The following is a 20,798-nucleotide window of genomic DNA, read 5'->3' as shown; positions in this document are numbered from 1 at the left end:
AATAGAGCCATTCAAAATAAACAACAAATAACCAAATTAAGCCAATGACGCCAAAACACTGGCAGCGCAGGTGTTTAACAGTCAGATAAAACTAGTTGTCAGCTTTATGACGACAATATATTTACGGCCGACGCGCCATATTTCCACGTTATCGCGCTCGCCATATTAATGACGACTGATATATGACAGACGATGCTGTTTTAATGGCGCTGTATTTTTGTCGACGCTCCGACACCCTGTTCTTGGGACGCACAGTTTCGTTCTTTCTCTGGAAAGGCGCTTTGTGCTGGAGGGAAACGCACTCATATCCCACGTGAAAACTTCTGTGTCAGCGCCTTACTACTTTAGTACTAGCGATGTATTCATCAGAAGCCACCTGACGACTTGCAGCCATTCAGGTGAATAGCCGAATGGGTAACGTGCTCAATGACTTGCACGCCAGTATATTGATTAAGTACTTTTATCAGAATAGCGATAACGGCTGGAGTCTTTCGCACGCAACGAGACCGTTTCAATCGATCAATTGAGGTTCTTGCCGTTTAATCTCACCCGGGTTGCGCTGAACGCCATGCCCCGGCAAAAAGGGGCGAATTTCGGACAGTTTTTTTGGCCGTATTTATCCCCTTTTGGCCTTTCCTGCCGTTCACTCAAACAGCGCACGCCGCAAGACTGTGTTCAACCGAACCAGCCCTGCGGAGAACAACAATATGCTGACCATCTACTCGGACGATCACCACCTGCACCACGGTCGCTGTGAATTGATCGACGGACAGCTCAAGCCCTGTTTCGAAATGCCATCGCGTGCCGACCATGTGCTGGAGCGCGTGCAACAGCAGAACCTAGGCCCGGTCGAGGCGCCAAAGGATTTCGGCCTGGAGCCGATCGCGCGCATCCACAGCCACGACTACCTGGAATTCTTCAAGGGCGCCTGGGCACGCTGGACCGAGTTCAATACCGACGGCGACCTGCTGCCCTACACCTGGCCGGCGCGCACCTTGCGTCAGGTCAAGCCGACCAGCCTGCACGGCCAACTCGGCTACTACAGCTTCGACGGCGGCGCGCCCATTACTGCCGGCACCTGGCAAGCCGCCTACAGCGCCGCACAAGTGGCCCTCACCGCGCAGGCCGAGATCCAGCGCGGCGCCCGCAGTGCCTTCGCCCTGTGCCGACCACCGGGACACCACGCGGCCGGCGACTTGATGGGCGGCTACTGCTACCTCAACAACGCCGCCATCGCCGCCCAGGCGTTCCTCGACCAGGGTCACAAAAAGGTCGCGATCCTCGACGTCGACTATCACCACGGCAACGGCACCCAATCGATTTTCTACGCGCGCAACGATGTGCTGTTCACCTCGATCCATGGCCACCCGGAAGCCGAATTTCCGTTCTTCCTCGGTTACGATGACGAACTCGGCGAAGGCGCCGGCGAAGGCTTCAACTTCAACTATCCACTGCCGGCCGGCAGTGGCTGGGATGCCTGGAGCGCAGCGCTGGAACAGGCCTGCCAGGAAATCGAGCGCTATGGCGCCGACGTCATAGTCGTGTCCCTGGGTGTCGACACCTTCAAGGACGACCCGATCTCGCAATTCAAACTCGACAGCCCGGATTACCTGGCCATGGGCAAGCGCATCGCCGGCCTCGGCAAGCCGACCCTGTTCGTCATGGAAGGCGGTTATGCGGTGGAAGAAATCGGCATCAACGCCGTCAACGTACTCCAGGGCTTTGAAAGCGCTTAACGAGGATTGACCTGCATGAACAGTCTCAAGCGTTTCATCGTCCCGGCCCTGTGCGCATCGCTGCTGAGCGTCGCCGCCCACGCCGAAGAGCGCACCTTGCGCGTCTACAACTGGTTCGACTACATCACCCCCAAGGCCCTGGACGACTTCAAGGCGCAGAACAGCCAGACCAAGCTGATCTATGACATCTTCGACACCAACGAAGCCCTGGAAGCCAAATTGCTGACCGGTAACTCCGGCTACGACGTGGTGGTGCCATCCAACGTGTTCCTGGCCAAGCAGATCGACGCCGGGGTTTTCCAGCCACTGGATCGCAGCAAACTGCCGAACTGGAACCACCTCGATCCCAAGCTGATGAAGCTGATCGAGGCCAACGACCCGGGTAATCAGTTCGCCGTGCCGTACATGTACGGCACTATCCTGATCGGCTTCAACCCGGCCAAGATCAAGGCCGCCCTGGGCGACAACGCCCCCGTCGACAGCTGGGACCTGATCTTCAAGGAAGAGAACATCAGCAAGCTCAAGCAATGCGGCGTGGCGCTGCTCGACTCGCCGTCGGAGATTCTGCCGCTGGCCCTGCAGCACCTGGGCCTGGACCCCAACAGCAAGAAGCCTGCGGACTACGCCCAGGCCGAAGCGCTGCTGATGAAGATCCGCCCGTACGTCACCTACTTCCACTCCTCCAAGTACATGGCCGATATCGCCAACGGTGACATCTGCGTTGCGGTCGGTTATTCCGGCAGCTTTTCCCAGGCGGCCAATCGCGCCAAGGAAGCGAAGAACGGCGTGGTCGTCGACATGCGCCTGCCCAAGGAAGGCGCGCCGATCTGGTTCGACATGCTGGCGATCCCGAAGGGCGCGAAGAACCCCGAGGACGCCTACACCTTCATCAACTACCTGCTGCAACCCCAGGTGATTGCGCCGGTCAGTGACTTCGTCGGTTACCCGAACCCGAACAAGGACGCCACGCAGTTGGTCGACCCGGCGATCCGCAACAACCCCAACCTGTACCCCACCGAAGCCGCCATGGGCACGCTGTACACCCTGCAGCCCTTGCCGCGTGACGCCGAACGGGCGCGCACCCGGGCCTGGACCAAGATCAAGTCGGGCACCTGAAGCCCCGCCCCTCCCGCCTGTGATCAAGACCTGCCGCCGTGCAGGTCTTTTTTTCCGTGAATTATTTGTTTACCGCCTGCGCAATGCTGGCCATCACTACCTTGCAACGGGTCCGCGCGCTCAACGGCGCCGGCTCCACAGAGGATGTGACCATGCCAGACGCTACCCACCCTGCCCCACCGACCCTTGCCGCCGATCAGGAGGCCTTGCTCACCCAACTGGTGGCTGGCCCCTCCATCAGAGAAGTCGCCACCCGTGCCCTGCGACCCGCCCTGGACGCGCTGTACCCGCAGCTTGCCATCGACCCACGCCTGGCCATGGTGGTGACACCGACCTGGACCGTTCATGCCCAGCAACTCATCCCCGGTCCTCGTCATTTCGAATCCCTGACCGATGCCCTGGTGCGCCATGGCGTAGCAGGCACCTCGGTGGTCTATCTGGATGGCGAGCACTACCTCACGCTCCATCCCGGACTGCCGACGCCGATGCAATTGCCTGTGCGCCTCGCTGCCATCGCGCGGGCGATCAACGCCTTGGCCCCCCTGCTGTTTGTTGCCTTCAAGGATCAACAGCTCGACTACTGGAATCAGTTCGGCCGATCCTCCACTGCGCGTTGGCAAGAATTGTCCCGATCGCTGCGCGGCTTCTGGAATGTGCAGGCCCACCCGGACTGGAGCGACGAACAGCTGGCCATGGCCCGCAGCCTGTTCCAGCACCCGGACAAAAGCACCCGCGCCGCGCTCGACACCTACGGCTCACGCGCCTGCCTGATTGACCTGGACAGGGTGAGCGCCGGCGTCTCGACCCACCTCAATATGCTCGACCTGGCCGTGCTGATCGGCACCCATGGCAACCGCACCTTGGTCATGACCCATTCCATTACCCAGGGTTTCCAGACCTACGATTCGCTGCAGGCGCTGGGTGAGTCCTTGCGCTCGTACAAGGGTGAAGAATCTTCCGCAGATGCGTTGCACTGGCGGCTCATCGAGCCGGAAGGCAATTACTTCGATCACCTGGCGTGCAATCTGATTGCCCTGCAAGCCGATGCGATCGGTGCCCTGGGTGACGACCCCGCCACCCCGAAGCCCGACCTGGCGCCACACATCAGCCGCGCGCAGAACGCACTCGACCCGACGGACAAACAGACGCCTTCGCGATTCAATCGGATCGAGCACGCACTGCCGGACTGGATGACCAACGCCTCGCCCATCGATCTCACCGCTTACAGCCGGCATCTGATCGACCTGGCAACCGTGCAGCAACAGAATGCCGGCCAATCCTTTCAGGACGGAATCAAACCGATTCGCGAGTTCGCCGTCGACGCGCTGCGTGCGGCGATGCTGCAACAACATGCCGATGCCGCCACGCTGGAGCTTGCCGACCTCGAAATCGTCGTCGACAGCGTTGTGGTCTGGGGCAGTTTTACTCCGCTGGTGGAGCCCGAACGCACCCGCCTGAGCCTCGTCGACCTGGCCCTGCAAAACCTCATCGCCCTGCCCCTTGGCAACACAACCGTGCGCAGTAAAAGCGCCGCAACGCTCCCACAATGGCTAACGGTCAGCTATCTGCAAGCCTTGATCGTCAGCGTCGACATCGGCCAGAGCTACCCGGCGCTGATCCGGCGCACCCTGCAGGACGATCCTCTGCAGAGCCTGCAGCGGCAGAACCTGTTCACCAGCCACTTGCGCATCGAATTGCCGCTGCTGGCCTTGCAGCACAAGATTCGCCACCAGGCCGGTATCGATGAGTTGGGCTACCGCTACGTCGCGGCCGTGGTCCAGCCACTTGAAAGCAAGCGCTGGGTGGATGGCCAGGAGATAGTCATTCGCCCCCTGGCCTTCAAGCCCGGCTGGCGCGTGGGCAGTTCAACCGACGAGGTCGCCAACATGTTCGTGATCGGCCCCCGGCAGATGGACCAGGGGCCGTGCCTGCTGTACCGGCCCCTGCTCGACCATGCCTTGAGCCAGTTCCCCTCGCCGGCCAACCTGATCTACGCCATCCAGCATTCCCCGGCGTTGCGTCAATCAGTGCTCGCCTGGTTGCCGGATGGGGTCCGCGCCGATTACACCAATTACGCGCTCACCGGCGACCGGCCCACCGTGTGGTCGCTTTCGCAACTGCTGGCCGATCCCCTGACCTCATTGCAAATGAGCGGCCCACTGACCCTCGGCTCCCAGGTCGTCAATGGCGACTACCTGACCCATTTGTTCAAGTCCAACGTCAATGCCCTGGTGGAACTGGCGCAGCGACAATCGGTGTCCAACGCGCAGAGCCGCTGGGAAAGCTTCAAGCATGGCGCCTGGATGATCCTCAACGCCGCGCTGCCGTTTCTCGGTCAAACCGTCGGCACCGCCGCGTGGATCTGGCAGGTGCTCGATGACCTGCAACAAACCTTCGACGCCGTTGAGACGAGCGACACCGAGCGGCAGAAAACCGCGATGACCGACCTGTTGCTGACCCTGGCCATGGTCCTCGCCCATCGCGCCAGCAGTCGCAAGCCGACAGCGCGTGTCCAGCAGGAAAAGGCCCCGGTAACCGAAGCGATAAAAGCCCCGGAAAAACCGCCCGCGTCGTCCGTGGTCGTGGTGCGCAAACCCGATATCATCGGCGAACAGCCAGCCCAACACCGCACCTCCGTGGCGACCGACGTTGTGCTGGACCTGCGCAGAACCCTGGATCGCTTTGCGATCAGCCCACCCGAGCCACTCACCCGGCCCACCCGCACAACCGGGGCCTATCGCTACCTGCAGCAACACGCACAGCGCTATTACACCGCCGTCGGTGAACGCTGGTTCGAGGTGGAAGTCGAGGAGGCAAGTGACGTCAGGATCATCGACTCGCGCCAGCAACCCGCGCTGCGTGGACCGGCGCTGATCCACGACAGGAACGGTGCGTGGTTTGTCGACACGCGCCTGCGCCTGCGCGGCGGCGGGCTGCCCAGCCGACTCAAGGCAATGCAGCTGGAAAACCAGAAGCGCATCGCCACGCTCAAACAACAATTGGCTGAATTCGACCAGCAACGCGCACTGGCCCGCACGGAACTGACAGCCGCGCACAATGCCCTGAAAAACGCCGTCGGCGACGAAGCATTGCAGGCGGCGCGAACCCGGTTTCTTGAGAAGCTCGAGCAGCGTACCCAGGAGTACGCCGCCCCCCTTGAACAGCTGAAGTCGCTGAACTCGCTCGAAACGGTCGCCAACTACCGCACCGCCATGGTCGAAATGCTCGGCACCCAGTTGTTTTTCAATCAGACCTGGCTCGACCAGCGCAATGCCACCTTCAAGCAGACCCTGCGCACAACCCTGACCCTGCTTGAGGCCCCGCAAAGGGTCGATAACGCCAGCACCCGGGCGACGTACCGGGCAATGGTCGACCTGTGCGAAGAGATGATCGGCAAGATCGAGTTTGCTCACTCACGCCTCCAGGAGCTCAGCCGACTCGGCAGAAGTGCGGCCGAGATGGCCAGCACCTATCGCGACAAATTACCCACGTTCAAGCCAGATGATCTCAGGGCCCTGCAAGTCTCCCTCGCGGTTGAAGTGTGCCTGAGCGAAGCCGAGGGCAGCGTAGCGGACGAAACCCGTCTCACCTTCGAGCGGCTGCTGGAGTCCACCGACCTGGCAATCCAGACCTCGCGGGAACTCAGGGAAGAAGAAGGCGCCTGGGTGCTGGACGAACGTATCGAGGGCCTCAGCGGACTGCTGGAGCAATTCAGCGCCATTGACCAATCGTTCGACGACTTTGCCTCCAGCCATGCGGGTGCGCTGCTGGAGCAGCCATTCAAAGCGTTACGCAAACGGGTCAGTGGATTCCAGCAGGACGCAGAGAGCCATCTGGGTCACCTGTTGCGCGAGCAACTTCCGCAAGCGCCCCGGCCTGGCCCCTCGAAGCCGGCAGCGTCGGCCCACAAGCGGGTGATCAAGACACGCTTCAGGGGCACGGTCGTGGGTGAAATTCGCCCGGCGGCGCCCGGCCAGCCTATTTTACTCGACGTGAAAGCGCCGATGACCGGCAACGTGATTGCCACGTTCCACGAAAAGACCCCGGGCGTCTGGCTGGAACGTGTGACGTCGAGGCGCCGCCCAGCCAGCGCACAAATAGCCAGTTTCGAGACTCAACTCACCCAGGGGCGAACGCTGCTGGAGGGTGTGGATCACTTCATTCGGCAAACCGAAGCCAATGCCAAAAAGCCGGGGCGGATCCCGGTGGAGATCGACGAACAGTTCCAGTACAAGGCCGATCAGCTCGACAGCGCCGCCAAGGCCCTGGAGCAGGCGCAAACCCGCAGCAACGCCACCGACCAGCCCGAGCCGTTGATCGCGGCGCTCAACCAGGCGCGCAATCGGCTGAATCAGGAGGGTTACCGGATACGGGTCGAGATGCTCAAACGCCAGCCACCCACCGCCGCGCGGGTGGAATGGTTGCTGGGCAAGAATGAAATCGACATTGTCTCGGCAGGTGATCGACGTCGGCTCAAAGGCTCGCGCAAGGACTACTTGAAGGAGTACGAGGTCCGCGAACGGCGCACCGGCAACGTCCTGTGGTATGCCCACTTCCACTACGCCAGCGCTGACGCTGCGAACGACGCCTTCACCGCGGCTCACCTCAAGCTGCCGGAGCAGCGGTTGCTGGCTGGAGCATTTGACGCACACGCGGCCAGCAGCACCCAGATGATCGCCATTTACCGCAGCGCGATCAGTCCGCAACTGGCGCGCTCGCTGTTCTTTGCGTAAGCCCCACCGTCAACAAGGAAAATGACGATGACCGCACAAACGATCAATATCGACACCCCGGCCTTGCTGAAAAAAAGCCAGGTCGTGCAGCAAATCAGCCTGGGGCCCACGCTCAATGAAGTCGCCACCGAGCTGCTGCGCCAAGCCTTGGATACGCAATACCCCGGGCGCGATATCGACCCGGACCAGACCCTGATCGGCACGCCGCAATGGCGCTGGCTCGACGGCACGCTGGTCGCCATGCCTGCACGCTTCGAGTCGCTGACCCGGGCGCTGATACGCCAGTTCGCCACCTCGGCCACTGCCAATTACCTGGAAGGCGAACACTTCCTCACGGTGAATCCGTCGACCACACCTGTGGTGCACCTGGACATTGCCGTCGAAGCCATTGCGCGGTTGCTCAACGACTACGCACCGCTGCTTTTCGTCGCCTTTGGCGAGCAGCAACTGGCCTACTGGAACCGCAAGGGCCAGCATGCGCCGCACTGGCAGGAGCTGTCCGCATCCTTGCGCAAGACCCTGGATGTGCAAAACGTCAACGGCTGGGACGAAACACAGTGTCGAGTGGCGAGGGCCGTCGCCCTGAATCCGGACAAGCAGCTACGGCAAAGCCACGACCCGACCCTGGCCGGCATCCGGGTCAGCCTGATCGACATCGACAGCGTCGACAGCCAGGGCAACAGCCGACATCGGGTGCTGGGCGGGGCCGCGGTGATTACCGGGCGTCATGAGCAGCGCGAGCTGGTGATGATGTACTCCACGGAGAACGGTTATGAAACCTTCGATTCCCTGGATCAGTTGGGTGCTTCGCTGCCCGAGCGCATCGACCCGCTCCCCCCGGGACACAACCTGAAGTGGCAGCTGTTCGAGCCTGAAGGCAATTTTTTTGATCACATGGCCTGGGCCCTGATCACCACGCAGCTCGATGCGATTCGGTCCGTCACCGATGACGGTTTCGCCGCGCAAGCCCCAGACACCATCAGTACCGTGGCCGTGCAAGAGAGCACCAGCGCCCGGGACAAACTTGCCCTGCTTGGGCTGGTCGATGCGATACCCGACTGGCTATTTGGCGCGTCGGCCAGCGATCTGGATCACTACAGCCAATCCATCAACGCACTGGGCAAGCTGTACAAACAGACGGACAAAAAACTGCTGCGCATTCCCGCCATCGACACCTTTGCCCAGCAGCGCATGCGCGAGGAAATCATTGCCGACAAACCCGCCGCCGCTGCATTGGCCCTGGATAACCTGGCGATCACCATCATCAACAGTTTCGAGGCCGACGGCCTGACGCTGCCCAACCCGCTGGACACCCAGACCGAAACCCTGGGCGAGTATGCCTTGCAGAACAGCGCGCCCTATCAAGCCACCGTTCGCTTCGACCCGCCACAGCCTGTTCCTGCCTGGTTGGATGAAGCCTATCTGACGACGATGGCCAGCCACGTCGATATCGGCCAGGCGTATCCCGGGCTGATCCGCGAAAACCTGATCGACAGCCCGGCACAGGCCGCGTTGCAACAGGACTTCTACATCAGTCAGTTGCGCGCGCAACTGCCGATGATTGCGCTGGAGTGCAAGCTGCGCGGCATCGGTGGGATCGACGAGCTGGGTTGCCGCTACATTCGCGAGTGGCTCAAGCCGACACCCGATCCCCTGCACCCGATACTCATCCGCCCGCTGGCTTTCGTCCACGGCGCGAACGTCGATGGCGACACCGTTACCGATATGTACATCATCGCCCCGCGCGAGCCGGCTGCCGGTCCTTGCCTGCTCTATCGGCCGTTGCTCGAGCTACCACTGCTGCAATTCCCCTCGGCGCAAAACCTGCTGTACGCCTTGCACCAGCCGGGCGAACTGCGGGACTCGGTGCTGGCGTGGTTGCCCGACTCGGACAGCAGTTTCAAATACGCCCAGTACACCTTCCCGATTGGCCTGCCCAGCCCATGGCTGAGCGCGCAGTTGCTGGCCGAACCCTGGACATCCACCGACTGGGCCGGCCCCGTCGAACTTGCCTCGAAAGCGCTCGAGGGTGATGTCTTTGGCGCCCTGTTCAAGACCCATGCCCAGGCCATGGCCGAGCTCGCCGATCGTCAATCGCTGTCCAATGCACAGCGGCGCTGGGATCTGCTTCGAGACAGTGGCTGGGCGCTGTTCAGCATCGCCGCGAACTTTCTCAGCGGTCCGGCCGGGGCGGCGGTGTGGGTCTGGCAAAGCCTCAGTGAAATCGAACAAGTCGCGCAGGCCCACCAACGCGGTGACGCCGCCGCCCAGTGGAGTGCGGTCGGTGAAATGCTGCTGAACCTGGGGATGATCCTCGCCCATCACGCCGCCTCACGCCGCAAGACCGGCCTGCCCAGGGCGCCCAAGGGCGACCATGACCGGCCGCTCAGCACCCGTATTGCAGCGCCCGTCGTTGCTGGCAAACCCACGGTGACCCTGGTCGCCACGCCGCTCACCGGCGAGCTTCCACCCAGCCATCTTTCCTCCCTGGAACCCGGTGGCTCGGTACCCACGCGCACGCCCGGCGCATTGGCCCTTTATCTGGATCGCATGACCGTGCCAGCCCTTGATCTCGCGGCGCCTGGGCTGGAAACCCTGCCACGCGCATCGGCCACCCTGTATCGCAAGCAGGAAAAATCCTATGCAAAGGTTGGCGAGCGCTGGTTCTGCGTGGTGGAAGACGAGGATCACCAGGTGCAAATCGTTGACCCGTTGTCACCGTCGAAAACCGGCCCCTTGTTGATCCACAATCAACAAGGACAGTGGTTCATCGATACCCGCTTGCGCTTGCGTGGTGGGGGCCGCAACAGCCTGAAAAGTCAGCTCAGGGCACAACGCAAGGTCAAGGAACAGCAGAAGCAGGAACTGGGCGCGAAGCTGGATGCCTTCAAACGCCAGGAAGCGAGCAGCAACGCGGAACTGAAAGTAGCTCAGCTGGAACTGATGGGCACCAGCGGTCAAGTACGCGAACAGGCGACGCAGCGTTACCTCGGCCTCGTGGACAAGCTGATCAAGGACTACGACCAGGCACTGAAGCATCTCGAGCAATGGCGCCTGAAAGGGGGAACCGACGGTTATTTCAATGATTTGCAGCGCCTGACCATCGAGCTGCAAAAGAACCTCGCCCTCTGGTTCGCCCTCAAGCGCACCGCCTATACCGCACTCACCGAAAAACTCGCGCAGGATCAGTACATCGATACAGAAACCTCCGCGCAGGCCCATATCCAGGGCGTGCGCAAGGCGCTGGCATTGAGTCACGAACTGGTCGCTCGGCTGCACACTTCCCAGGCCGCCCTCGAGGCACTGGATGCAACAGGCAGCGCCGGTATGAGGACCACGCAAGGCCTGCGCGAGTTGCTGCCCCAGTTCAACCAGTGGGATCTGAAGGCCAACGAGATTGGCATGTCCCACGAGGTGTGCCTGCGCGACGGCGCCAGCCACGGCGATGACTCGGCACGCACTGCGACAGGCCTGGTGATAATCGAGGCGGCGACGGCCACTCATAAACATGCCGCCCTGATCAGGAAGCCACCGGGTACGCCGCCTGATGCCGGGCGCATCGAGAGCTTGAGCCGGCTGATCGATGTCTACGCCGATACCACGCAACGCCTGGCTGACCTTCCCGGCGAACATCCCGACAAGTTGCAGGTGCCTGAACTGCAACGCTTGAGCGCCTTGATCGGTGAGTTCAAGCAACTGGCTCAGGAGCAACTGAACACCCTGTTGCCCACCAGCGGCGAAAGCACGCCCCCTGCTCTGCCGCCCTCTGCCGTTGCTGGCCCCTCGCGTCCGGTCGGCAAGGTCAGTAAAACCCGTCCCCGTAATCCAGCGCCCGCCAGGACCCCACCCGTCGCCGAACTGTCTCTGGAGCAAGTACTTCCACCCAAGCCGAAATCCACGCCGCTCCCGGACCTGGATGACACCGACATCGTCGACAATGCCCTGACCCTGAATGAGGGCGTCGAGGCTTTCATTGACCGCACGCGCAAGGATGCCAAGCGGCCCAATCGCATTCCGGCGGATATGCAGGATCTTTTCGATCTGCAGGCGCAACGCCTTGAGCAGTCGGCGAGCGATGTCGCCAAGGCGCTGGAGCGCTTGCGCGTGTCGAGTGGCACGCGACTGCCGGTCGGCGACCTGAGCGGCAACCTCACTGCTGCTGCCCTGCGGTTACGTGCACAAGGCATCAGCGTGCGCGCCAACCTGCTGAAAAATCGCCAGCCGCGACAAGCCTATCTGCAGTGGCTGCTGGACAACCAGCAGGTGCGCATCGTCAGAAATGCCCAGGGGCGAATCAGGACCCAACAGCGCCGCGACTACTTTCAGGAGTACCGGATTCTCGACACCACCCACAACGACCAACCGCTGTGGGTGGCGCACTTCCACTACGACGGGCTCGAGACTCCCGCCGATCAGTTCAGCGCTGCCCACCTGAAAATCGCCGAGCCTTATCTGCAGCAGTTCACCCCGGAGCAGCGCCAGGCGCTCACCACGCTGGCACCGATCGACTATGTGCTGCGGCGCATCAGCCATCCGTCACTGTTCCTCACCCTCGAACCGAACAGCTGAGGTCTGATCCGCACTCCTCACACCACCCGCCACACCTTGCGCAACTTCTCGAGTGCCGCCGCTATCGCTTTTTCCGGTACGGCGGCAAACCCCAGCACCAGGCCGGCGCGTTGATCCCCGGGGGTCAGCGAGTCGGCCAGCCAGTAACTGCTCAGGGCATTGATCTCGACATCGACGCTGCGCGCCAACTCGATCAACTCGGCCTCACGTGCCAGGCTGTCGACCGCGACCGTCAGGTGCAACCCGGCGGCCACGCCCGGCAGTTTGCCAACGCCAGCAACCTGCTCAGGCCAACCGCTCAACAGCGCATTGCGCCGGCTCAGCGCGGCCCGCCGCATGCGCCGGATATGCCGCTGAAAATGCCCGGCGGCCATGAACTCGGCCATCACCGCTTGAGTGCTGACTTCGGAATGGCGCACATCCACCGCCCGGCGCTGGGCGAACGCGTCCACCAGCCCCTGGGGCAGCACCAGATACCCCAGGCGCAACGCCGGGAACGCGACCTTGCCGAACGTACCGACGTAGAGCACGCGGCCCTGTCGATCCAGAGCCGCCAGCGGCGCCAGCGGGGCGCCGCTGTAGCGGTACTCGCCGTCGTAGTCGTCCTCGATGATCCAGCCGTTGCTGCGCTCGGCCCAGGCCAGCAGTTCCAGGCGCCGGGCCAGGCTCATGATGACCCCGGTGGGGTATTGGTGAGAGGGCGTGACATAGGCCAGACGGCAATCGGGCAAGCGGTTCAGCTCGGCGCAACTGATGCCCTCGTGGTCCACCGATACGCCGTGCAACCGCGCGCCGGCCACCGCAAAGGCATGACCTGCCGCGCGATAGCCGGGGTTTTCCACAGCCACCCCGTCCCCCGGCGCCACCAACAGCTGTGCACAAAGGCTGATTCCCTGCTGCGCGCCACTGGTGATCACAATTTGTTCAGCACTGCACTGCATACCCCGCGAGCTGCGCAGATAGGCGGCAATCATCCCCCGCAGGCGCGCATCGCCTTCCGGGGCGCCGTAGCACAACTGCTGCAAATCCGGTTTGCGCCAGAAAGCCGCGTTGAGCTTGGCCCAGACCTCGAATGGGAACAGATCGAAAGCCGGTACGCCGACCCGAAATGCCCGTGGCGGACCACTGGGCGGGCGGGGCAAATGGTGCTTTTCGACCCGCGCCAAGGCGTCGCTGTGGATAACTTTGCTGGATAAATTCACAGGTAAATCCAGCCAATTTGTGGATAAGGCTGTGGGTAAGCCTGTCGATAACCCTGTGGATACTTTTGTGGATAGTTTTCCGGGCGTGAGTGCATTCGCTGGCAATTGCGCCACATAGGTGCCATCGCCTACTCGCCCCTCAATGAACCCTTCGGCATACAGCTGATCGTAGGCACGCACCACGCTGTTGCGTGATATCGCCAGGGCCGCGGCCAGATCCCGACTTGCTGGCAGCCGGGTACCGCTGGCCAGGCGTCCATCAAGTACACGCATCCGCAACGCCTGGTACAGCTGACGGCTCAGCCCCTGACGGCGGTCTAGGGTGATACCCGCCGGATTGAAGGACAGGGAAAGCGGCGCATCGGTCATGGCAATGGACCTATGAAATTGGTCGTTAATGGCTCTTACAACAGACCATTAGCCTGCCTAGGATGCAGGCATTCGCCAAGGACATTCTCCATGTACACGCCTAGAAACTTCGCCATCGACGATTTAACGGAACTGCAGCAGCACATGCTCGACACGCGCCTGGCGATTCTCGTCACCCAGGACGAACAGGGCCTGCAAGCCAGTCACCTGCCGCTGCTGCTGGATACCGCACAAGGCCCGAATGGCACCCTCTACGGGCATTTCGCCAAGGCCAATGCGCAATGGAAGGCCCTGCAGAACGGCGCCGAGGCACTGGTGATTTTTGCCGGTGCCGACGCCTACGTCAGCCCCGGGTTTTATCCGTCCAAGGCCGAGCACGGCAAAGTCGTACCGACCTGGAACTACGTCGCCGTGCACGCCTATGGCAGCGCCGAGGTGTTTACCGACGCCGAGCGCCTGCTCACGCTGGTCAGCGCGCTGACCGACCGCCATGAAGCCGGCCGCGTCCAGCCCTGGAAAGTCGCCGATGCCCCGGCCGACTACATCGACGGCATGCTCAAGGCCATCGTCGGCTTTGCCCTGCCGATCCAGCGTCTGGAAGGCAAGCGCAAGCTCAGTCAAAACCGCAATAGCGCAGACATTGCCGGCGTACGCGCAGGGCTGGCCGCCAGCCCCGACCTGCACGACCAGGCCCTCGCCCACTTGATGCCCAAGGAATGAACATGAGTCAGATCGAGATTCGCCGCGTCACCGCCGCCGACCACGCCGCCTGGCTGCCGCTGTGGCAAGCCTACCTGCGCTTCTACAACAGCGAACTGCCGGACGCGGTCAGCGACAGCACCTGGCAACGCCTGCTCGACCCCAGCGAACCGACCCACGCGGCGCTCGCCTGGGCCAACGACAAAGCCGTCGGCATGGTGCATTTCATCTACCATCGCTCGAACTGGAGCATCGAAAACTCCTGCTACCTGCAAGACCTGCTGGTCGTGCCCGAAACGCGCGGCACCGGCGTCGGCCGCCAATTGATCGAGTTCGTCTACAGTACCGCCAAGGCCGACGGTTGCTGCAAAGTGCACTGGCTGACCCACGAAACCAACGCGACCGCGATCCAGCTCTACGAGCGCATTGCAGAACGCCCCGGTTTCATCCAATTTCGCAAAACCCTTTGAGAGGCCAGGAGAAACACATGACGATTTCACTCGCAGACTGGAAAGGCGTCCCGCCGCCGTCGGTGCAATTGATCGAAGGACGCTTCATTCGCCTCGAAAAACTCGACCCGGCGCGCCATGCCGAAGGCCTTTTCAACGCATTTCAGGGCCCCGGCGCCGACCCGAAACTCTGGGATTACCTGCCCTACGGCCCCTTCACCGAGCGCAGCGTTTTCAATGACTGGCTGAACAACCACGCCGCCCACAGCGACCCGTATTTCTTCACCGTGATCGACCGTGCCAGTGGCGATATACAGGGCATCCTCAGCCTGATGTCGATCGTCCCGGCCCAGGGCCGCATCGAAATCGGCCACGTCACCTTCGGCGCGCCGATGCAGCGTTCGCCGAAAAGCACCGAGGCGGTTTACTTGCTGGCCAAACACTCCTTCGAGCTCGGCTACCGTCGCCTGGAATGGAAGTGCAACAACGGCAACGCCCGCTCCAAATACGCGGCCGAGCGCCTGGGCTTCAGCTTCGAAGGCGTGTTCCGCCAGCACATGGTGGTCAAGGGGCAGAACCGCGATACCGCCTGGTATTCGATCCTCGATGGAGAATGGCCAACGATCGGCGCGGGATTCGAGCGGTGGTTGGCAGATGACAATCAGACCGCGACCGGCCAGGTGAAGACACTGGCAGAGTGCCGCGGCTGATGGATCAGACGGGTGACGCCTGATTGATCGTCCGGCGAATCTTCACCACGCCCATTTGCATGCCAAATGGGCGCAACACCGCGTTAAGCGACTTCAGCGTCTGATTGCCTTCCCCGTGCTCGATGTGGACCAGGGTGCGCACCGAAATTTTGCACATCCTGGCGAACTGACTCTGGTGCAGCCCGGTAACCTCGACCCGCAGGCGGCGCACGGCATCACCGAGGGTCAAGCTGTCCTCGGCCAGGCCTTGCTGAATACTTTCAATCAGCAGCGTCCGCTCTGCCACGCTCATGCTCATTGCAAACCCCACTCGTTTAAACGTTGCTCAAGATGCCGAAGCGCAATGCGCGGATGATTCATCGTCACTTCCGGCAAACCGCTATCGACCAATAGGTCCGGGAGCGCCCGCAAACGTCCTGCCTCCTCGCGCAACCGCTCAAAGATCACTGACGAATCGACGATCCCCGCCAGTGCATCGCACACGCCACGCCAATCCACATCCCCTGCTATCTCCAGCTCCCGTGACCACTTGGTGGTGCGGGTGATGCCTTCATCGTCCATCACCATGGGTGCCAGATCGTAGATGGGTGCCAGTTCAAATGAATCGGTATGGCGAATGATTGCAGTGTTGCGGCCGTGGTTATCGGAATTGCCGAGTATCTTGTTGAGCAGGTCACGACGCAGGTAATCCAGCACCAGATCCTCGACTTGCGCCGTTTGGCCGGCGGACTGCCAAAGACCGGCCAGCAGCCGGATCACGTCGAGGTGATTCATCGCACTCCCGGGCGTCGTGACACCGGCCAGCGAATAGATCGACTCAACCGCCAGGCGCTCGATCCCCTGCGGCGTCACTCGTCGATCAAAGCGCTGCATCCAGAGACTGGGTTTCGTCGCTTCCTCCAACGCCAACCCTGCCGTCGCCACGCTATCGATACCCAGCGCTTGCAGGGCCTTGTAGTAGTGAAACTCGCTTCTGAGGATGTCTTTATCGGATTGGTTACCCTGGTTGCGGGCGAACTTGACGAACCAGTGCTGCGTCACTGCGCAGTCATCCAGTACCGCATCCGGATACAGCAGGCCTTCGCGGTTTTCGGTCAACAGCAACTTCGGCGCTTCACCGCCCGCGCCCGTCGCGCCACCAATGGCGGCGCCTTGTTCGTAGGCGTACTCGAGAAAGCGATTGTCCCGCGCAATGACTTCGGCTCGCTGAAAGCCTATAGCCGGACGGTTGCCCAGCGTCTCCAGTGATTCCCTGATGCGCAGGTTACCCACCGGGGCCGGTGTGCTTCGCGCCAACAGAAAAAGATCGGCACTGATCCCTTCCGGCTTGTCGCGCCCCATGCGGCTCATGAGAAATCGTTTGGCCGCCCCCGCGGGCGCAATGTCGTGCAAAAAAGCTGGAGCCGCCGCGGTGCGCTGTCCCTCCCAGGCAATCGGAGCGGTGGCGCTCACGGCACCTGCGAAGGGGCTGGAGATGTCTTCAATGCGCTCGACCAGATAACCGGTTTCGTAACCGAAGCTGCAATGGCTATCGAAGCCTCGTTCTGGTTCATCGAACGTCACGGTCATGGCGTCCTGCCATTTTCCGGCGTTATAAATCTGCAGCGTCAATGTCAGCATCGTTTGCTCCTGCACTTTAATGCACTTCTAACCATCAAAAAGCCGCTAATGATGCAATATAGTGCATCTAACAGGGATAAGCAGTACTGCAACCCGCATTAAAATGCAGATAACAGGCCATCCTGACTGGCGGAATGCATCAAAATGCATTTGGCTAAACGAGTCCTGACAAACCGCAGACAAAAAAAGGGGAGCATGTGCTCCCCCGAGGTAAAACGTTGCAGATGAAGGCGTTTGATCAGCCTTCGATCTCGATCAGGATTTCGCCCGGATTGACGCGGTCGCCCTTGGCCACGTGAATCGCGGCGACCTTGCCGGCGATGGCCGATTGCACTTCGGTTTCCATCTTCATCGCTTCGGTGATCAGTACGGCCTGGCCGGCTTTGACCGTGTCGCCTTCCTTGACCAGCACGTCGACGATGTTGCCCGGCATGGTGGTGCTGACGTGACCCGGTGCAGTGGCCTGCTTGCGCTTGCTGCTGCCGCCGCCGACGAATTCGTTGAGCGGTTCGAACACCACTTCTTCCGGCATGCCGTCGATGGACAGGTAGAAGTGACGCTTGCCTTCGGCCTTGACGCCCACACCGGTGATGTCGACGCGGTAGGTTTCGCCGTGCACGTCGATGACGAACTCGGTCGGCACGCCTTCGCCGCCGGCCGAAGCCACGCGACCTGCTTCAGGAATCGGCAGCAGCACTTCCGGAACCAGGGTGCCGGCTTCGCGCTCTTCGAGGAACTTGCGCCCGATGTCCGGGAACATCGCGTAGGTCAGCACGTCTTCTTCGGACTTGGCCAGCGCGCCGATGTCGTTACGCAGCTTGGTCATCTCCGGCTTCAGCAGGTCGGCTGGACGCACGTCGATCACTTCTTCGTTGCCGATGGCCTGGCGACGCAGGTTTTCGTCGACCTGGCCCGGCGCCTTGCCGTAACCGCCTTGCAGGTACAGCTTCACTTCGTTGGTGATGGTCTTGTAGCGCTCGCCTGCCAGCACGTTGAAGAACGCCTGGGTGCCGACGATCTGCGAAGTCGGGGTCACCAGCGGTGGGTAGCCGAGGTCGTGACGCACCCGCGGAATCTCCGCCAGCACTTCGCTCATGCGGTTCAAGGCGCCCTGCTCTTTCAACTGGTTGGCCAGGTTGGAAATCATCCCGCCCGGTACCTGGTTGACTTGCACGCGGGTGTCGACGGCGGTGAATTCGCTTTCGAACTGGTGGTACTTCTTGCGCACGGCGTAGAAGTACAAACCGATCTCTTGCAGCAATTCCAGGTCGAGGCCGGTGTCGAACTCACTGCCTTTAAGGGCGGCGACCATCGATTCGGTGCCCGGGTGGCTCGTGCCCGAGGCGAAGCTGGAGATCGCGGTGTCGATGTGATCGGCACCGTTTTCGATTGCCTTGAGTTGGCACATCGCGGCCAGGCCGGCGGTGTCGTGGGAGTGGATGAACACCGGCAGCGATTGCTCGCTCTTCAGTGCCTTGACCAGCTCGCCCGTGGCGTACGGGGTCAGCAGGCCGGCCATGTCCTTGATCGCCACCGAGTCGCAACCCATGGCTTCCATCTGCTTGGCCTGGTTCACGAACGCCTCGATGGTGTGCACCGGGCTGGTGGTGTAGGCAATGGTGCCCTGGGCATGCTTGCCAGCGGCTTTCACGGCTTCGATGGCCACACGCAGGTTACGCACGTCGTTCATCGCGTCGAAGATGCGGAACACGTCGATACCGTTGACCGCCGCCTTGGCCACGAACGCCTTGACCACGTCGTCGCTGTAGTGACGGTAGCCCAGCAGGTTCTGGCCACGCAGGAGCATTTGCAGGCGGGTGTTGGGCAGTGCCGCGCGCAGTTTGCGCAGACGCTCCCACGGGTCTTCCTTGAGGAAGCGCACGCAGGCGTCGAAGGTCGCGCCGCCCCAGCATTCCAGCGACCAGTAGCCGACTTTGTCGAGCTTGTCGCAGATCGGCAGCATGTCTTCGGTGCGCATGCGGGTGGCGAGCAGCGACTGGTGGGCGTCGCGCAGGATGGTGTCGGTAACGTGGATCTTGGACATTGTTATATTCCTCACAGGCCTGCGTGGGCGGCGATGGCGGCGGCGATGGCCAGGGCCAGCTCTTCGGGTTTGCGCTTGATCGAGTAGTTGGTCAGTTCAGGGTGGCTTTCGACGAAGCTGGTATTGAACTGGCCGCTACGGAATTCCGGGTTACGCAGGATTTCCTGGTAGTACGCGGCGGTGGTCTTGACCCCTTGCAGGCGCATGTCATCCAGCGCGCGCAGGCCACGGTCCATCGCTTCTTCCCAGGTCAACGCCCAGACCACCAGTTTCAGACACATCGAGTCGTAGAACGGTGGAATGGTGTAGCCGGTGTAGATCGCTGTGTCGGTACGTACGCCGGGACCGCCGGGTGCGTAGTAACGGGTGATCTTGCCGAAGCTGGGCAGGAAGTTGTTTTTCGGGTCTTCGGCGTTGATCCGGAACTGCAGGGCGAAACCGCGGTGCTGGATGTCTTCCTGTTTCACCGACAGTGGCAGGCCGGACGCAATGCGAATCTGCTCACGGACGATGTCGATCCCGGTGATTTCCTCGGTGATGGTGTGTTCCACCTGCACCCGAGTGTTCATCTCCATGAAGTACACCTCGCCCTCGGCGAGCAGGAACTCCACGGTACCGGCGTTCTCGTATCCCACGGCCTTGGCCGCACGTACCGACAGGTCGCCGATGTAGGCGCGCTGCTCAGGCGTCAGTTGCGGGCTCGGAGCGATCTCGATGAGCTTCTGGTTGCGGCGCTGGATCGAGCAGTCACGCTCGAACAGGTGCACCACGTTGCCAAAGCTGTCGCCGAGGATCTGCGCTTCGATGTGCTTGGGATTGACGATGCACTTTTCCAGGAACACTTCCGCCGAACCGAAGGCCTTGGTGGCCTCGGAAATGACCCGCGGGAAGTTCTGTTCGAGTTCTTCACGGCTGTTGCAGCGACGGATACCGCGGCCGCCACCACCGGAAGTGGCCTTGAGCATCACCGGGTAACCGATGCGATCGCCCTCGGCCAACGCTTCCTCGATGCCCGAGACGTTGCCTTCGGTGCCCGGGGTCACTGGCACGCCGGCCTTGATCATGCTGCGGCGCGCTTCGGTCTTGTCGCCCATGCGGCGAATGACTTCCGCCGCCGGGCCGATGAATTTGATGCCACGCTCGGCGCAGATATCCGCCAGTTCGGCGTTCTCCGACAGGAAGCCGTAGCCAGGGTGCAGCGCATCACAACCGGTTTCCACCGCCAGGTTCACCAGCTTGCGCGGGTTCAGGTAACCGGCCAGGGGCTCGGCACCAATGCTGTGGGCCTCGTCGGCACGCTTGACGTGCAAGGCATGGCGATCGGCATCGGAATAGATCGCGACCGAGCGAATGCCCATCTCGGCGCAGGCACGTACGATTCGTACGGCAATCTCACCACGGTTGGCGATCAGGATCTTTGTTATCACTTGGAGTTTCCCTTGAGCCGGTTGCTACCCACGACCCGCTAGACTGGGGTCGGCGCGTGACTAAATGTTTCAAATCAGTCGCAGGGCCACACTATCTCGCTCAAGGAATTAACAAAAATCAATA

Annotated in this window: 12 protein-coding genes; 7 read left to right on the top strand and 5 right to left on the bottom strand. The window is 61.7% G+C overall.

The window, feature by feature from the left end; genetic code table 11:
• Positions 1–707: 707 nt before the first annotated feature.
• The 4 genes from ACZYR5_RS05090 to ACZYR5_RS05075 are packed head-to-tail and all read left to right on the top strand — an operon-like array spanning position 708 to position 12,154.
• On the top strand, positions 708–1,736 hold the full coding sequence (locus tag ACZYR5_RS05090; protein ID WP_489088891.1) for a histone deacetylase family protein: 1,029 nt from the start codon (positions 708–710) through the stop codon (positions 1,734–1,736).
• 15 nt (positions 1,737–1,751) lie between these two features.
• Positions 1,752–2,852: a polyamine ABC transporter substrate-binding protein gene (locus tag ACZYR5_RS05085; RefSeq protein WP_489088892.1), complete on the top strand. Its 1,101-nt coding sequence runs from the start codon at positions 1,752–1,754 to the stop codon at positions 2,850–2,852.
• Between the two features lie 56 nt (positions 2,853–2,908).
• Complete coding sequence (locus tag ACZYR5_RS05080) at positions 2,909–7,585, top strand: hypothetical protein (RefSeq protein WP_489088893.1); 4,677 nt, start codon at positions 2,909–2,911, stop codon at positions 7,583–7,585.
• 27 nt (positions 7,586–7,612) lie between these two features.
• Complete coding sequence (locus ACZYR5_RS05075) at positions 7,613–12,154, top strand: hypothetical protein (RefSeq protein WP_489088894.1); 4,542 nt, start codon at positions 7,613–7,615, stop codon at positions 12,152–12,154.
• 17 nt (positions 12,155–12,171) lie between these two features.
• Here the strand turns inward: ACZYR5_RS05075 and pdxR are convergent, their stop codons facing one another.
• The gene (gene pdxR / locus ACZYR5_RS05070) at positions 12,172–13,725 is read right to left on the bottom strand and encodes a MocR-like pyridoxine biosynthesis transcription factor PdxR (protein ID WP_489088895.1); all 1,554 of its coding nucleotides are present in this window, start codon (positions 13,723–13,725) and stop codon (positions 12,172–12,174) included.
• Positions 13,726–13,815: 90 nt separating this feature from the next.
• Between pdxR and ACZYR5_RS05065 the strand changes: the two genes are divergently transcribed.
• Genes ACZYR5_RS05065 through ACZYR5_RS05055 form a run of 3 tightly spaced genes read left to right on the top strand, consistent with a single transcriptional unit; the run spans position 13,816 to position 15,583 of the window.
• Positions 13,816–14,445, top strand: coding sequence for an FMN-binding negative transcriptional regulator (locus ACZYR5_RS05065; RefSeq protein ID WP_489088896.1), 630 nt, complete (start codon positions 13,816–13,818; stop codon positions 14,443–14,445).
• 2 nt (positions 14,446–14,447) lie between these two features.
• Positions 14,448–14,894 carry a GNAT family N-acetyltransferase gene (locus tag ACZYR5_RS05060; protein WP_489088897.1) on the top strand — a complete coding sequence of 149 codons (447 nt, stop codon included), beginning with the start codon at positions 14,448–14,450 and terminating at the stop codon, positions 14,892–14,894.
• Between the two features lie 17 nt (positions 14,895–14,911).
• The gene (locus tag ACZYR5_RS05055; RefSeq protein WP_489088898.1) at positions 14,912–15,583 is read left to right on the top strand and encodes a GNAT family N-acetyltransferase; all 672 of its coding nucleotides are present in this window, start codon (positions 14,912–14,914) and stop codon (positions 15,581–15,583) included.
• 4 nt (positions 15,584–15,587) lie between these two features.
• Here ACZYR5_RS05055 and ACZYR5_RS05050 read toward each other — a convergent pair whose 3' ends face one another.
• From ACZYR5_RS05050 to ACZYR5_RS05035, 4 genes are all read right to left on the bottom strand, one after another.
• Positions 15,588–15,881: a helix-turn-helix domain-containing protein gene (locus tag ACZYR5_RS05050; RefSeq protein WP_489088899.1), complete on the bottom strand. Its 294-nt coding sequence runs from the start codon at positions 15,879–15,881 to the stop codon at positions 15,588–15,590.
• The gene (locus ACZYR5_RS05045; RefSeq protein WP_489088900.1) at positions 15,878–17,203 is read right to left on the bottom strand and encodes a type II toxin-antitoxin system HipA family toxin; all 1,326 of its coding nucleotides are present in this window, start codon (positions 17,201–17,203) and stop codon (positions 15,878–15,880) included. Before ACZYR5_RS05045 ends, ACZYR5_RS05050 begins: the two co-directional genes overlap by 4 nt.
• A gap of 238 nt (positions 17,204–17,441) precedes the next feature.
• Positions 17,442–19,247, bottom strand: coding sequence for a sodium-extruding oxaloacetate decarboxylase subunit alpha (gene oadA / locus ACZYR5_RS05040; RefSeq protein ID WP_489088901.1), 1,806 nt, complete (start codon positions 19,245–19,247; stop codon positions 17,442–17,444).
• Between the two features lie 11 nt (positions 19,248–19,258).
• A complete protein-coding gene (locus tag ACZYR5_RS05035) occupies positions 19,259–20,674 on the bottom strand; it encodes an acetyl-CoA carboxylase biotin carboxylase subunit (protein ID WP_489088902.1) in 1,416 nt (471 codons plus the stop codon).
• Positions 20,675–20,798 lie beyond the last annotated feature (124 nt).

Source organism: Pseudomonas sp. F007, from assembly GCF_057814275.1.
The sequence above is the reverse complement of the archived record's forward strand: the minus strand, read 5'-3'. Positions and strand labels throughout refer to the sequence as shown.